This is a genomic window from Marinobacter sp. es.048 (assembly GCF_900188435.1).
In the GTDB taxonomy this organism is placed as follows: Bacteria; Pseudomonadota; Gammaproteobacteria; order Pseudomonadales; family Oleiphilaceae; genus Marinobacter.
The window spans coordinates 20,519-35,892 of sequence record NZ_FYFA01000002.1; the positions used below are offsets into that span (position 1 = coordinate 20,519).

Consider the following 15,374-nt stretch of genomic DNA (forward strand, 5'->3'; position numbering starts at 1 on the left):
ACTAACGACCTGTTGTTTTGGTTAAAGGAATTAGGCGAAACTCATGATAATTAGCAACATCAACTCCAGAAAAATAGAAAACCAGGTGGAGGTTTCTGCCTTAATAGATGGGTATCGGCTTTGGTATCGCTTTCCCGCTAATTTTTCAGCATCGCTTTCGGTCGAACCGTTCTTGGTGGCATCATTTTTTGTGGCATCCCGGTCAGGTCAGCCTGTGGAGGTTAAAGACTCAAAGACGGCCTCGCCTCGTCTTCTTGCAAACTTTAAACGCCTGCAGTGCATCTTCGGAACCTGGAAACGAGACCTAAGACCTTTCACCGTTAATGTTCAGGCCGCTGAACTGCATGCCGACAACGCAATGGTTTGTAGTTTTTTCTCGGGTGGCGTGGATAGTCTGTATACTCTTATTAACAATGAAAGTGAAATTACTCATCTGGTTTACATCAACGGGTTCGATTTTCATGTATCGCCGGAAGAGTTTGCGATTAATGTCCAGAGACTAAGAGATTTGTCGGCACCTTTCGAAAAGGAAATTATTCCTGTAGAAACGAATTTTTTTGATTTTGATAAACTGTATGGTGTTGGACGTCACTGGAGTCATGGTGCCAGCCTTGCAAGTGTTGCTTTACTGCTTCAGCCTGCTAAATGCATTGTGCCTACCACCTTTACTTATCGGGACTTGCGGCCTTGGGGAACGCATCCGTTGACCGACAATCTCTGGTCTACTGAAGTTACAGAGATCCTTCATGATACCGCAGACCGTGAACGCCCCGAAAAAATCAGGAAAATCGCGGAGCGGTCTCAAGCCGTACTCGATAGCCTGGTGGTGTGCTGGACGTATCCGGACAAGAATTGTGGTCAGTGTATAAAGTGTATAAGAACAATGATCATATTGAAAATACTTGGCATAGAAACTAATAGTTTTCCAGGTTCTATTTCTCCTGAATATGTTTCTAGATTATCTCCATCGGAGCATTATCGAGCTTACTTTGAAGATTTACTGAGGTTTGCGCGAGAACAAGGCGATGAATCTATGGTAAAAGCTCTGCAAAAATCCCTGTCAGTTTCTATGACCAAGAAAATTGTAAAATTATTTGATGATAGATATTTAAATGGAAGTATTAGGTCCGGTTTCCGATACTTACAAAAGAAGGCGTCAAAGGCATAAATGAAAAGATTATGGAATCGATATAAAGATAATATCCTCATTATTCAAGAGTCATATCGAGTTGCTGGTCTCTGCGTAAAATATTATGGCGGCTTTAGAGTTCGAGCGTTTTTAAAGGCCTTGCGTTTCACATGGGAAACCAAGATGCGTCCGATGGAGGCACTTGAGTACGGTGCATTTTCTTCCGGGGCACGTCAATACTCAGACTACCTAAGTAAAAGGACGTGCTCGGTCCTACAGTCGCGCCTTAACCCCCAAGACTGGTTTTGGGTGACTGAGGATAAGGGGATCTTTCAGTCTTTTTGCGATGCAAATAAAATACAGACGCCTAAGTGTCTGGCTCTTCTTTTCCGCAATTCGCCGGGCATTTCCTCAGGGCGCCCGGTGCCCGCAACCAAAAGCGCGTGGGCAGAGGTAATATCCCGGCTTGATCTGGATAAAGTTGTTATTAAACCGTGCCGGCATAGTTACGGACGTGGTCTCCTGGTGCCTTTGCTCCGTGAAGACCGGATAGAAGTCAACAACATCAAATTTGACTCTGCGCAAGAGCTGGCAAATTATATGTTCGACCTGCCAGAGTTGACGAGCTGGATTGTTCAGGAACGAATTCAATCACATTCTGCGCTATCCGAGTTTTCTGGAACAAAACATCTTCAAACTATGAGAATTTATACCCACGTTGATAAACGTGGGAAGATTTTTATTATTGATGCTTTTCTAAAGGTTATTGGTGGGGATGCTGCGATCGACAACTTCCAGCATGGCTCGCTGGGCAATTTTATAGCACCGATAGATATAGAGTCAGGCCAGCTTGAGTCTGCGATTACGAGAAGTCCGGATATGCTGTGGTATAGATTTGATGTTCACCCCAGAACCAAACGAAAGTTTCAGGAATTTACGATACCGTTATGGGAGCACGCAAAAGAATTAGTCATTAAAAATGCTGAATGTTTTAAACCTATTCGATCATTGGGATGGGATGTTGCAATTACAGAGGACGGCCCTGTGGTTATCGAAACGAACATGCGTTGGGACCCGCCAAACTGGAATCCAGAGACTATATATAATGTCCGTAAAGTGCTTGAAAACCCGGATAGTGTGTTTGCGAAGTAAGTCAACTACGTTATGAAATGAACCTTTACGCCGAAGTGGAAGTTGTTGGGGACTTGCAATGGCAACCGTTAGCGTAGTGACGCCAACCTACAACAGGGCCCGGTTCCTGCCGGATGCCGTTGCGAGTGTCCTGGCGCAGACTTACGCGGATCTTGAGCTCATTGTTGTGGATGATGGCTCTGTTGATAATACGCGCAAAGTGCTGGAGCCGTTCCTGTCTGACGGGCGGGTGCGGTATTTCTACCAGGAAAATCAGGGCCAGAGCCATGCCCGCAATCATGCCATCGAGCAGGCGACGGGAGATTTTATCGCGTTTCTCGATTCTGACGATCTCTGGGCGCCATACAAACTGAAGAAGCAGTTAGCGATTCTCAAGGCAAATCCCGACGTCGATGTTATCCATGGTGACGAGGCCATGATTGATGAGCAGGGCTCAGTTATAAGCTTGGAGAACATGAAGCGTTATTCCGGTTACATCACACGTTACCTGTTGGCTGACAACAGCGTTAGCATTGCCACGGTTCTGGTGAGGCGGCGATGTTTTGATGAGATGGGTGGATTTGATACGTCAATGGGCGTGGCTGATGACTACGAGCTGTGGCTGAGGTTTTCCGCAAGATACCTTTTCCACTACGAACCGTGCATTGTCGCCTCATACCGCGTGATGGCGGATCAGATTTCCTCTGACAAGCGTAGGCGTTTCGCGGCAAACGAAAAGATTATTCGTACATTCCTGGCGCGGCATGGTGAGGTGCTTTCTGTGCGTGATCGTCGTTGGGGGTTGGCTCGATTTTTCTGTCGTAAGGCGCGATATTTCGCCAGCGTGGGAGAACGGTACGTTGCCACCGGTGCTGTGGCCCGCGCATTTTGGTATGCGCCACTGGCTCCGGTTGTCTGGCGAGCGCTCTATCGTGTAATCGTGCCGAGGTGACAACTATTAATGCGAGGGTAGTCGGATTCTATCCAAGAGACCGTTTCTCCATTCATCTCCAGAGCAATCCTGACCAGGGCCGGGTTGTGATTCAGTCGTGGCAAAAAAGGCTACATGCAGGCACAATGTTTTAATTCGGCTTAGAGGTAAGGGATGTAAGCTCATGACGATTGAAGGGATTCGCGATCGCAGTTTGGTTAACAAGATACTTCCGTTCCTGGTAATATTTGCCTTTCTTTTCCTGCTTATCTGGCCCACCGTCGGAGGAATTGTCAGCCGCTGGTTCAAGTTTGACGAATCCTACTCCCATGGCTTGTTGCTTCTGTTGGTTTCCGCTTTTCTTATTGTTCGAACGCTTAAAAGAGAGTCGCCGGTTGCCGGGTTTTATCCGATGTGGCTATTGCCTTTTGCCATTGCGTTAATTGCCTACGGCCTTGGCGATATTCTGCGCGTTCAAGCGTTGCAAGAGTTGACTGTTGTTCCCCTGTTATTGGGGACGCTTGCTATTTTGCTGGGTTGGCACCAGGTGAAGGCGTTTATTATTCCAGTCGGTATTCTTTTCTTTACCGTGCCGGTATGGGATTACCTGTCCTGGACCCTTCAGGTCATTACGGTTGAGATAAACCGGCTGTTGCTGGGTTTTTTTGATATTGATTTTGAGGTGGAAGGGGTATTTGTATACCTGATTGGCGTTGGTGCCTTTGAGGTGGCGCACGGTTGCTCTGGCTTACGATACCTCCTGGTTGGTCAGTCCCTGGCTGCGTTGTATGGAGAGCTTAATTTCAGGCGTCTGCGTTCAAGGGTCGTGTTTTTTCTGACGGCGGTTGGCTTTGCGTTATTGGCTAACTGGATTCGGGTTTTCGTAATCATTTATATGGGCTACGTAACCAACATGGAAACGAGTCTGATCCGTGACCACGACAACTTCGGTTGGTGGGTGTTTGCGGCGACTCTTGTGCCGCTATTCTTAATTGGCCGAAAACTGGAAACGACCAATGCGGAACAGGCACCTCGGGCCGAAGGTGCGATGCCTTCTACTGGCAAAGGTGGTTACCGCCGAATTTGGTCCGGTGTTTTAGCCACCTCCGCACTGCCAATTATGATTCTGGGGCTTCTATCTTCCACTGCTGGAGAAATAAAGCCCTCACCGGATTCATTTGATCTTAGTTTGAACACCGAGCGTTATGGGCAATTGTTCGGGAATCGACTGAGTGGCTGGAAACCGCAAGTGCGCAACCCTGATCTCGTCTTTGTTCAGACAATGTTTGACCGGGAGGCTGTTACCGGTGACTCGGGACCAGAGCAGCAGCTGTTTGTAGGTGTGTACAGTTATGGGTATCAACGCCACAGAGCGGAGCTTGTTCAATACCACAACCGTATCTATGACCGCGATGAGTGGTTACCAGAAAGGTTCTTTAAAGTGACATCGCCCTCCGGCATCCCCCTCCAGGGGGTATCTTTGCGAAGCTTGTCATCCGGAAAACACGTGCATCTGGCGTACGGCTATTATGTTGCGGGCTTGTGGGAGACCGACCAGTGGCGCGCAAAGCTTGCTCAGGTCGTCAGCTTTTTTAGTCCCCGGACGGACGCATCTCTGATTGTTTTCGGCACCGCCTGTGAAGACTGCGATGGTGAGACCGCAGTCGGTGAGTTGGTGCGCGACGTTATGGGGCCGATTGTTGAACAGGTTGACCAGCACTTCCAGCAATAAGGCGAAATATCTTTTATCGCTGGCTGGGATACTTGGGGCTTTAGAGAATCTCTGCAAGTTCGGCAGTCGCTGCCCAGGATAACATACACCCGAGCCTCAGAAGCCTTACCATAGCGATGAACCACCTTCCTTGCGCATAAGTACGACGTGTACAGTATTGTTGCGAGGGCGGAGCGCGCCACCACCTGATTCCAGGAATGTTTCGATATGTGGTGGCGGTAGTTATATCCTTTGTTTATTTTCTGACTTCAGCCTTGGCTACCAAACTTCTCCAATACTCGTTTTGCATCCGCATCGCGACCGTTGGCGCGATAGGCCTCTGCCAAATGCATGGCGATTTCCTCAGAATCAGGTTGCAGTTCGTGGGCTTTTTCCAGAACCGGGAGGCTTTCCTCTGTCTGCCCGCCCTGTAACAGAATCCAGCCATAGGTGTCGGCAATAGCCGCGTTATCGGGGGCAAGTTCGAATGCTTTTTTGGCCAGTTCAATGGCTCGGGCATCCCCTTTCTGGTGATAGATCCACGCCAGGTTGTTAAGAGCGACCACGTTACGAGGAGTTACCTCAAGCAGTTCTTCATAGGGTGGTATCGCTTTCTCAGGTGCGTCATTTTCCTGGTGAAGCATCGCCAGATTCATCAGAATCTGAGGGTTGCGAGAGAACTCCTGGCGTGCGTTTTCGAGTGCTTCAACAGCCTGGGTGCGCTGCCCGGATTGGACGAGCGCTCGGGCATGGGCAACTTCCAGTTCGGCGGATTGTTCCAGCTCAAGGCCAAGCTGGTAAAGCTCGGCCGCCTCCTTGTACTCGCCCTGTCTCTCAAAATAACGGGCTTCTACGAGGAAGGGGGCTGCGGACTCGGGATGTTGTTGCTTGACGTCTCTCAGGATGTCCCGGGCCTCCTTGGTATTGCCTTCCGTGAACTGGATGGCGGCGGCCTGAATACCGATCTCCTCGTTCTCTGGAAAAAGTATGCGCCCGCGGCGCAACACATCAGATGCCTGCTGCAATTGGTTCCGCTGGGCCATCTGAGTGGCAATGCCGTGATATATGGAGGCAACCACTGATTCAGCCGGGGCAGGGCGTGATTCGTCCTCACGCTCTAGCAGGTTTGCCGTCAGTTCATCGGCCAGTTGTGTGTTGTTGTTGATCAGCGCCGATTCGAGCAATATCAGCCTGGGACCATAAGCGTCCGGTTTTTGCGCCTGGATGCGCTCCATGAGTGCGGTCAGCTCCTCACGTGGCATTACTGAAGTGATTCCCTGAAGTGCCTGGCGGTTGTCGGGAGCGACCTCAATGGCGCGCCGGTAGTAGTCTTTTGCCTGCTCCGTTTCTCCGAGCAGCTGTGCGAGATTGCCGAGAGCATTAAGACCAGTGGGGTTTTCAGTATCCGCTTCTACCGCTCTCTGATAATACTGCTTTGCCTCATCGATATTCTCGGCGTTGGCGGCAACATTGCCCCGGGTCACCAGGGCGGCCGGACTTTTCGGTTGCGCCTCCACCCAATCGGACGCCGCAGCGATTGCCGCATCGCTGTTATCCGAGGACACGTGCGCTTGGACTATCAGCAATCTTGCCTGTTCTGATTCGGGATCGTTCTCCAGTACCCGGTTAGCCTGTTCGATAGCACGGGCGATCTCACCGGTGCGTACCAGATAGGTCGCATACCTCAGCCGAAGACTGTTGTTGTCAGGCGCAAGTTCCAGGGATTTCTGGATGAACTGTTCACCGCTTTCGGTATCTCCGCTGATCAGTGACGCAATACCGACGAGCGCTAGGGTTTCCGGGTCTGAATCCTGATTATCCAAATTGGCGAGAACTTCCCGCGCCCCCTCCGGGTTGCGCAATTGCAGGCGGGTAGCGGCGAGGAGCTTCCGCGCCTGATCGGAATTGCCCATATCGGCAACCGGCGCGAGGAGGGCTTCAGCTTCTTCGGCCTGGCCCTGGCGAAAGCGGATTAATCCCAACATCAGTGAGGCCTGTTGGTGGCCCGGTGCCTGCGTCAGGACTTCCTCAAGGTAGCGGGCGGCATTATCCAGTTCGCCGTTGTTGAAGGCCTCCTGGGCAGCGTTCAGGTTGCTCATCATTGTTCCCGGCGCTGACTTGGCAAGAATCTCCTCGTAAACAAAGGCCTCCGACGATTTGCCCTGTTCCCGCAAGACGTTAACCAAGGCCGACATGCTTTCAAACTTCTGGTAGGTCATAACGTCGTACTGGCCGATGGTCTCCAGCGCATTTATCAATGCCTGTTCAGCTTCTGGCCAATTCTGTCTGTCTTGTGCAATGCTGCCCTTGAGGAGCCACAGTTCGACGTGGTCCGGATCAAGTTCTTCGGCTTGAGCAATGTATTCATCCGCTTCACCTGGTTTGTTCTGACGGTATGCCGCGCTTGCCAGACCGATTAATGGCCGGACTGCATTAGGGTCAATGCTCTGTGCAGAGGAATACGCTTCTGCGGCCTGATCAATGCGGCCTGCCGCCAGGTGAATCTCCCCCCTGAGCAATGCACCTTCCAGCTGTTGAACGCGGTCCGGGTCTTCAATCCCATTAAGGGCAGACAGCGCCTCCTCGTACTCGCGTTGCATCAGGCGGGCTTCCGCACGAATCAGCGCCGCATCGTTGGCATTCTGTTGGCTGATGGACTCTTCGCCAATATCCGAAAGTAACTGATCAAGCATGCGTTCCGCATTCTGGGCATCGCCCGCGGTAAGAAGATTGTTAATGATGACAAGATATGGCTCTACTCGGTCCGGTCGCAGTTCAATCGCACTGCGGGCCTCGAGAGTACTGGCCTTCAACTCCCCCTGGCGCTGGAAAAACCGGGACTGATCCATATGACTAAGATACTGGATGTCCTCCGGGGTCATTTCTTGTTCCTCTTCGCTGCAACCTGCGAGAGAGAGAGAAATGGCAACTATAAGGAGGGTGGCACGTAATGCTGAAACTGGTTTCATGGCCCTGTTCCTTTTCCTTTTGAGTCTTATTTTGGATTCCCTGCTTGCTATTCAGGCACTTGGTGATTCAGATGAAGTTTGTATCCGGTATTTATCGGTCAAGTTGTATAGGGTTGGCCGGGTAATGCCCAGCAGGCGGGAGGCCTGGGCCATATTGAAATTACAGGACTGGAGCGCCTGTAAAATGGCTGCCCGTTCGGCGTTTTCCCGCACTTGCCTCAGGTTGAGCTGCTGGTCCTGGCTTTGTTGACCCCCGTCGAGCTCAAGATCTTCGGCGGTCACCCGCTTACTGTCCGCCATAATGATGGCTCGCTTTACCTTGTTGATCATCTCTCGAACGTTGCCCGGCCATGCGTAATTGTTAATGGCGTTGATGGCATCTTCACTAAAGGAAAGGTTGGGGCGGTCCATTTGCTTCCCTAGCGATTTCAGGAGGGATTGAGCGATAACCAGGGCGTCACCCTCACGTTCCCGAAGTGCGGGCACGTCCAAGGTGATTTCGCTGATCCGGTAGTACAGGTCTTCCCTGAAGTCCTCGCTGTCAATCAGTTGCCTTACATCTCTGTGGGTTGCGCAGACCACGCGAACATCGACAGAGATGGCGTTTACTGAGCCCACACGGTCGATTACCCGCTCTTGCAGGAAACGCAGAAGTTTGGCCTGGAGCGCCATGGGCATGTCGCCAATTTCATCCAGAAACAGGGTGCCACCGTTGGCGCTTTCAATCTTCCCTTTCTTGGATTGCGTGGCTCCGGTGAATGAACCTTTTTCGAAGCCGAACAGCTCGCTCTCCAGTAGGTTCTCGGGAATAGCGGCGCAATTGATGGCCGCAAAAGGTTTACTTGAGCGCGGGCTGAGGTCGTGAAGAGCCCGTGCCAGGAGTTCCTTGCCAGTACCGGTTTCTCCGGTGATCAGGGTGGTGACGTCAATGGGGGCGACTTTTTCCAGTGTGCGGCAGACAGCCAGCATCTGTGGGCTGGCAGCTACGATGCCCTTGATACTGGTTCCGTTGCCTGATTGAGCGAGCTCCCGATTTTCATGTTCAAGCTCTGCCAACCGGAAGGCGCGGTTAACCACAAAAGTAAGAATATCCGCATCCAGTGGTTTCTGGTAAAAGTCGGACGCCCCCATGCCGATTGCTTTCACGGCATTTTCTTTGTCTTCACGACCAGTAACAACGATAACCTTTGTCATCGGTGCCAGTTGGAGAATGTCTTCAAGCAGTCTGAAACCTTCAGTTGCCCCACCTGGGTCTGGAGGGAGCCCGAGATCCAGTGTTACCACCTCAGGCTCTTCTCGTCGCAGACAGGCCAAAGCAGATTCCCGATCTGATGCTACTGACACATCAAGGTCTTCACTGAAACACCAGCGCATCTGGCTTTGAAGGCCGGGATCATCTTCTACGATTAATAGTCGTCTGGTCACAGCAGCAACAAGTCCTTTTTATGTACGTTTCCACAATTCTGATTCTCAACTGAACATTGACACTTTGCAATGCCGGTTTTTACTCCTGTTCAATCGTGGCATTTAATTGGCGCTCTGCATCGGATCCGGTGTGCTGGAAACCGGTTTTATTGCCGTAATATCCTGGGCCGTGTTTTTCTCTGTGGCCAAGGGGATCCTCACCGAAAAACAGGAGCCGATACCCGGCTCACTGGTTACATCAATATTGCCTCCGATTTTCCGGATATATTCCCGAGCCTGGTAGGCACCAATTCCCATACCGGTGAGCCCTTTGGTGCTCTCGAACGGCTTGAACAGCTGGCTGGAGATGAACTCTTTGGTCATGCCTGTCCCCGTATCCTGGATGAACAACACCACGTTACCTTTGGCGATTTTCAGCGTAATCGATATTTCCCCATCGTTCGGGGTAGCGTCCTGGGCATTCTGGATCAGGTGGCCAAGTACGCTACGAAGTTGTTCCACATCGGCTTTTATCGTGGCATCGGGAGTATCGCCTTCAAGGTGTGGAGCAGGTTTCTGATGATGATGGTGTTCGATGAGCTCTCTGACAATGCCTGTCAGGTTCAGCAATTTAAGCTGGTCTTCATCATCGCTACCCGGTCTTCGGATATGGTCCACCAGGCTCGACATTTTGCGAACTGCATGGTCTGTTGTGTTGATCATGTCGTCGATGAAAGCCGGGTTATTTCGATGCTTGGGGGCGTTCTTCACGAGAAGTGATAACTGGGCAATCACCGTTTTGAGATCGTGGACCATAAAGGCTGAGGCTTTACTTACTGCCTCAAACTGCATGGCTCGGGAAAGCCGGTTCTGGGCATCGGCCTGGGCCAGCAGGTTGCAGGTCTGGCGAGCAACAACTTTGATCAGATCGAAGTTCTCCCAGTTCAGCTCGACCCTGGTGTAAGGATTGCCAACCAGGGCCATGCCATACAGATCGTTGCCCAGGTAGAGCGGAATGATCAGCCATGCATCCGGGGTTTTCGCGATGGCATCCGGTATATCAAGCAGGTTGTAGCTGACCGGATCTGCGCGGTATTCGTGCAAGTCAACGATCCATTCGCGGTCTGAGAAAAAACGCACGAGTTCCGCATCATGGTCAATTATTGTGTGTTTGGGCGTGGACAGATTGATAGATGCCTTCAGAATGTAGGCGTCCCTTTCGCCTTTTAGCCAGATTGCTCCTCCGTTACTTTCAACCAGGCCTGCGAGAATACGGATTACCCGTTCTGGCAGCGGGGGATCGTTGCTCAGGTCGGCCAGCTCCCGGGTCATTTTCAGCCATTCCTCTCGATAATCGTACTTGTAGTCGAAGAAGTTCTGACTGATCAGAACCATGAGTCTGGCTCTGATGCGCCTCGAGAGGAGCAGTGTCGCAAGGAACACGAGAGAGATGGTCAGGAAAAGGACTTGCAGTGCTTCGCCCCAGCTGCCGCCGAGGGCGCGAACATAATACCCGCCCATTGCCAGGAACAGCAGGTAACCGCCCGCAAATACCAGGGTGCTGGCATGAAAAAAGGCGGTTCGTGAGAGTTGAAATTCAATGGGCTGCTTGCGGGTATTGATCACGTTTACCGCGAACAGGGGTACCAGAGCGGCATTTATGAAGCCGCGGGCATTCCAGAAGGAGTCTGAGATCTGGCCAAAGAGCAGGGCATCGGTATACATGAAGAAATCAAATGCAAAGATGGTGATCACCCCGATGCACAGGTATTTCATACTGGAGCGGCCGAGACCCGTGGAGTTTCGCCAGATTTGCTCGATAACGGAGAGGCCAAGAAGAGAGAGCCCGATCTGGCCGAGAATCTTGGCTTTGCCACTGAATAACTCCAGACCAAGCACATACTCGAGTAACGCGAATACCATCAAGCCAATGATGAGAACACAAGCGGCCACCGCGATCATTGAGCGCACACGGTTGCTTATTCCTGAAGATTTGAAGGAGTCCCTCAGGATTGCGAACAGCAGCAGCAACCAGGAGGCATCCCGGAGGAGTTCGAGAAGGTAACGGATCAGGAAATCGGGTTGACCGAAGAGGCTTTGAGTAACCAGCGCCGCGGCCCATAGGAAGGAAATAATAGTTGCAAGAAAGAGCGCGCGGTCGACGTTGCGGCGCAAATAGCGAGTACCAACGACGATCGCCAGCAGTGCAAAGCAGATAGCAGCTGCTCCGTGGCTTATAACGCCCAAGTCCCTGAACATCTCGAGTTTCCCGTGGTTAATCCGCTCCTATATTGGGCGGATTATTGAGGGTGATCAAGCAGGTCGACTGTAACGAAAGTTGAACACCTATTTCCAGTCGTGTCGGTATTTTTTACATATGCAAGTTGCCTTCGGCTATTTTGCACGGCGTGTGAATATTAACCAGTTGGCCAAGTTGAAAATATCAGTTTATGGCCTGTTACCTGCAAACCGTGGAATCAGGTGAGTTTCGAAACTCGAAGGTGGTACAAGCCGAAGGAAGTAGTTATGAATAACAGGAAGATGTTGAAAGCTTGGTCTGCGGGTATTTTGTTGTCTACGGCGTCAACGTTTGCTAGTGCAACGCCGGTCACAATGGATCTTGATTACACTGGTTTCCCGGAAGGCTACCAGGGCGGGACAATTACAAACGATGGTAACGCAACAAATGTTCGTGCCGGTATGTTCCGTTTCTCGGTGAGTAATTTGCAGGGGACCTCACCGTTCCCGTTGTCGGCCGATGATGTTATTGATGCGTTTTGTGTCGATATCGATACGTACCTTGATACTACGAACACCATTTCCTACTCGCTGGAAGACGCAGGTACTTACTTCGGCGATGCGAATAAAGTGGATCAGATTGGGCGGCTTTATACTGGCTTCGAGTCTTTGGTGAGCGGAGCTGATCGGTCAGCCGCTTTTCAGCTGGCGCTTTGGGAAATCATCAATGAAGATGCGGGCTCTCTGGATCTTTCGAATGGATCGTTTTCCTCCAGCGCATTCGACTCCGCTCGTGGTATCGGCGAAGGCTGGCTTGGGTCTTTGAATGGTTTTGAGAATAATTATCAGCTTTATGTCCTCTCCTCGGAGCTGTTGGAGTCTAATGGAGGTTTGGAAAAGAAATCGCAGGATCTGCTCGTCTTTTCGCCAAAACCGCCGGTTAAAGTCCCTGAGCCGGGAACCCTCGCTTTGTTGGCCCTTGGAATCTTTGGACTTGTGCTGAGAAAGAAGGCCGGTCCTAAAAAGAACTGATACCGTCAGCTTCTTTGACACCCTTGAGAAAACCCCGCAGCCGAAACTGCGGGGTTTTCTTTTGAGGGCAGACTAAACCGGCCTCTTATTCTCCCGATAGAACCGGAAAATCTCCTTCAGTGGCCGCTTGGGCTCAAAACCGAATTCGTTAACAAACGCCCGCCCGTCAATCACCACCGGATACTTGAAGAACGCCATCAGGTATGAAGGAAAACTCTTGAGCTTCAAGGTGCCCAGTATCATCTTCGGAACCATCGGTGGAATGGAAGGCACGGGAATCCGCTTGCAGCCACAGAGTTTCAGGGCGTGTTGATAGGCGACCCAGTCTTGCGGCGCCACGTTGTACACGCCCCGTATCGGCTTGCTATAGGCCAGGACGATGGCATCGGCCATGTCATCGATATGGATAAATTGCATCATCGGTGAAAAGCCGGCCAGCACCGGCGCCCGCTCGCTGGCCAGCAGGGTGCTGATGGTGTTGCGCACGCCCGGCCCCACGATGTTGCAGGGGCGCAGGATGGTGATGTTCAGTTCCGGGTAGCGCCACAGGTAGATGTTGGCGAGGTTCTCGAGTTCCACGGAGTCGATCAGGTCGGCACTGAGCCCGGCGCTCTTCAGCGGTGCGGCTTCGTCGATAAGTGCTGGGTTGTAGGCCACCGCTCCGTACACGTGGAACGTTGAAAGCACGACCACTCGCTTGATGCCGTATTTATGGCTCAGGTCCAGCAGTTTCTGGGTGCCAAGCACATTGGCATTGTAGCGCCGCATGCGGGTGAGCTGGCTGGACATGATCCGGCCCATATGGATTACGCCATCAAACTGGTAGCGCCGGAACAGGTCTTCGAATACCCGCTTGTTGAAATCAATGCAGTAGCTGGGGATGTCGTCGCCCAGGTACACCTGTTCTCGGAAATCCACGGCGACCAGGTCGCAGGTATCCCTTAGCTGTTCGATGACCTGTTGGGCGAGGGCGCCGGCGGCACCGGTGATCAGAATGTGGGGTCTGCGTTGTTCGGTCATCAGAAAAGCCTTTTTCGTTCGCTCAGTCCCTTGTCGATCAGCCGGCTGATTTCCGCCTTGACCATCTCCACTCGTTCGGTGACCTGTTCTTCGGGAATTTCCAAGTCGTCAAAGTACATGGGGGCTCCGAAATTCAGGTGTACTTTTGCCGGCAGCACCACGGGCATGGCCACCGGGGCGTAGGGAATGCCCAGGGCCTTTGCCAGGGGCTTGATGTTGGCGATGGCCGGGATGGTTTCCTCACAGCCCACCACACCCACGGGCACGATCGGTGCCTTGTACTTCATGGCCAGGTGCATGAAGCCATTGCCAAACCGTTTAAGCTGGTAGCGATCGTGGTAGAGCTTGCCGGAACCGCGGATGCCTTCAGGGAACACGATGACGGCTTCGTTATTCGCGAGCATCTTGGCGCAGTTCACCGGGTCGCCGAGCACAGCGCCCACTTCATTCAACAAGTTTCCCAGCCAGGGCACGGTCGGAAAAAAGCGTTCAATCATTGCCCTTGGAATCCGGGCATCTTTTTCCCGGGAGGCGAGGGCATAGCCGATCAGCAGGCCGTCGATGGGCAGCTGCCCGCTGTGGTTGGCGATGATCAGCACCGGCCCATCCGCGGGAATGTTTTCGACGCCGTGGGCCTGCACCCGGAAATACTTCTCGTAAATCTGTTTGGTGAGCGAAAGCCCGTATTTCATGGCTTCGTTATTGTAGCCCCAGGGGTCGTAGCCCAGGCTCCCGATGGGTTTGCGGATGCGGTTGATATGCTCCTCCAGTTCCGCGGGAACCAGTCGGGTTTTGAGAAACGATGCCAGGCTCATGATTTCCTTCCGATGAAAACGCCTAATGTGTGGCTTTGCCCTTTATTGAGCACCCGATAATCGCTCGCCGCATTGGCGGTTTCGACACACAGCATGGACTGCCAGGCCGTATCGGGAAAATCCGAAAGCGTGGCCGCCTTGGCCGGACCGGGGTTCCAGACCACGGTGGAGTCGCTGCCAACGGCTGAGAGCTTGCGGCCAGTTCGGGGTGTCACAATGGTCATGGGTTCGCCGCTTTCGTAGATCCGGTCGGTTTCGCCCTCAAAATACACAGGGCCTTCCTGGTTGCGATATTCCCAGTTATCCAGGGTGTCGATGTATTGGCTGTTGCCAAGGCCCAGGACCCGGGTTCGGGCTAGGTCGCTGGTGGGGAAATAGGTATGGAGCGCTTGGGTAAAAGCGAGCGGGTCGTTCCCCAGATTCGTAGTGGTCAGCGCCAGTTGGCAACCCCTGATGGAAAAGCTGAACGTGAGCAGGGCGAGCGCATGGCCGATCCAGGCATCGCTGAAATCCTCATTGGCATCCAGGGACAGGCTGATTTCCACTTCGTGGGCGTTTTCCCGGACATCCTCCAGTTTCCAGAGTGCGGTGCGGGCGAACCCGTGGGCTTTCTCGGTTTTGATCCGTTTTCGCACTTCCGGCGCGTTGCGGGCTGGATCGCCAAACCAGGGCCAACACACCGGAATGCCACCACGGATAGCGCGGCCAGGTTCGTATCGGGCGGTTGGGCTCATCCACAGCCAGTCAGATTCGTTCTGGGGCTTGAAGTTTGTCAGGTGGGCGCCCTGAATAAACAGTGTGGCCTGGAACAAAGGGTGGTGTACCTCAAGGGCTTCCAGTTGCCCGATGGTTTTCCAGCGCGTGAAGGACCATTGGCCCGGAGAAAGTGAGAGCGGTGGCCTGTTACTGCTTTCTGACATGGTTATCTACTAAGTGAAACCGGTTAAGTGTATTTGCCTACACAGAGAGTAAATTAAAACTGCCGCTCCGGCGA

Annotated in this window: 11 protein-coding genes; 5 read left to right on the plus strand and 6 right to left on the minus strand. The window is 52.4% G+C overall.

Annotated elements, in window-relative coordinates; genetic code table 11:
* Positions 1–43: 43 nt before the first annotated feature.
* The 4 genes from CFT65_RS11160 (at position 44) to xrt (ending at position 4,923) form a co-directional block, all read left to right on the plus strand.
* Positions 44–1,168 (plus strand): hypothetical protein, encoded by a 1,125-nt coding sequence (locus tag CFT65_RS11160; RefSeq protein WP_088828235.1) that lies wholly within the window; start codon positions 44–46, stop codon positions 1,166–1,168.
* Positions 1,169–2,281 carry a sugar-transfer associated ATP-grasp domain-containing protein gene (locus tag CFT65_RS11165; protein WP_088828236.1) on the plus strand — a complete coding sequence of 371 codons (1,113 nt, stop codon included), beginning with the start codon at positions 1,169–1,171 and terminating at the stop codon, positions 2,279–2,281.
* A 58-nt stretch (positions 2,282–2,339) separates the two neighbouring features.
* Positions 2,340–3,212, plus strand: a complete 873-nt coding sequence (locus tag CFT65_RS11170) for a glycosyltransferase (RefSeq protein WP_088828237.1) — start codon at positions 2,340–2,342, stop codon at positions 3,210–3,212.
* Positions 3,213–3,375: 163 nt separating this feature from the next.
* Positions 3,376–4,923 (plus strand): exosortase, encoded by a 1,548-nt coding sequence (xrt, locus tag CFT65_RS11175; protein WP_088828238.1) that lies wholly within the window; start codon positions 3,376–3,378, stop codon positions 4,921–4,923.
* A 248-nt stretch (positions 4,924–5,171) separates the two neighbouring features.
* Here the strand turns inward: xrt and CFT65_RS11180 are convergent, their stop codons facing one another.
* The 3 genes from CFT65_RS11180 to prsK form a co-directional block, all read right to left on the minus strand.
* On the minus strand, positions 5,172–7,871 hold the full coding sequence (locus CFT65_RS11180; RefSeq protein WP_088828239.1) for a tetratricopeptide repeat protein: 2,700 nt from the start codon (positions 7,869–7,871) through the stop codon (positions 5,172–5,174).
* A 51-nt stretch (positions 7,872–7,922) separates the two neighbouring features.
* Positions 7,923–9,296 (minus strand): PEP-CTERM-box response regulator transcription factor, encoded by a 1,374-nt coding sequence (prsR, locus tag CFT65_RS11185; protein ID WP_088828240.1) that lies wholly within the window; start codon positions 9,294–9,296, stop codon positions 7,923–7,925.
* 102 nt (positions 9,297–9,398) lie between these two features.
* Entirely contained in the window at positions 9,399–11,534 is a 2,136-nt protein-coding gene (gene prsK / locus CFT65_RS11190) for an XrtA/PEP-CTERM system histidine kinase PrsK (RefSeq protein ID WP_088828241.1), read from the minus strand.
* A gap of 267 nt (positions 11,535–11,801) precedes the next feature.
* Between prsK and CFT65_RS11195 the strand changes: the two genes are divergently transcribed.
* Positions 11,802–12,545: a PEP-CTERM sorting domain-containing protein gene (locus tag CFT65_RS11195; RefSeq protein ID WP_088828242.1), complete on the plus strand. Its 744-nt coding sequence runs from the start codon at positions 11,802–11,804 to the stop codon at positions 12,543–12,545.
* Positions 12,546–12,617: 72 nt separating this feature from the next.
* On the opposite strand, the gene CFT65_RS11200 is transcribed toward CFT65_RS11195, so the two are convergent.
* Genes CFT65_RS11200 through CFT65_RS11210 form a run of 3 tightly spaced genes read right to left on the minus strand, consistent with a single transcriptional unit; the run spans position 12,618 to position 15,300 of the window.
* Positions 12,618–13,565: an SDR family oxidoreductase gene (locus CFT65_RS11200; RefSeq protein ID WP_088828243.1), complete on the minus strand. Its 948-nt coding sequence runs from the start codon at positions 13,563–13,565 to the stop codon at positions 12,618–12,620.
* Positions 13,565–14,380 carry a lysophospholipid acyltransferase family protein gene (locus CFT65_RS11205; RefSeq protein WP_088828244.1) on the minus strand — a complete coding sequence of 272 codons (816 nt, stop codon included), beginning with the start codon at positions 14,378–14,380 and terminating at the stop codon, positions 13,565–13,567. Before CFT65_RS11205 ends, CFT65_RS11200 begins: the two co-directional genes overlap by 1 nt.
* A complete protein-coding gene (locus tag CFT65_RS11210) occupies positions 14,377–15,300 on the minus strand; it encodes a D-hexose-6-phosphate mutarotase (RefSeq protein ID WP_088828245.1) in 924 nt (307 codons plus the stop codon). Before CFT65_RS11210 ends, CFT65_RS11205 begins: the two co-directional genes overlap by 4 nt.
* Positions 15,301–15,374 lie beyond the last annotated feature (74 nt).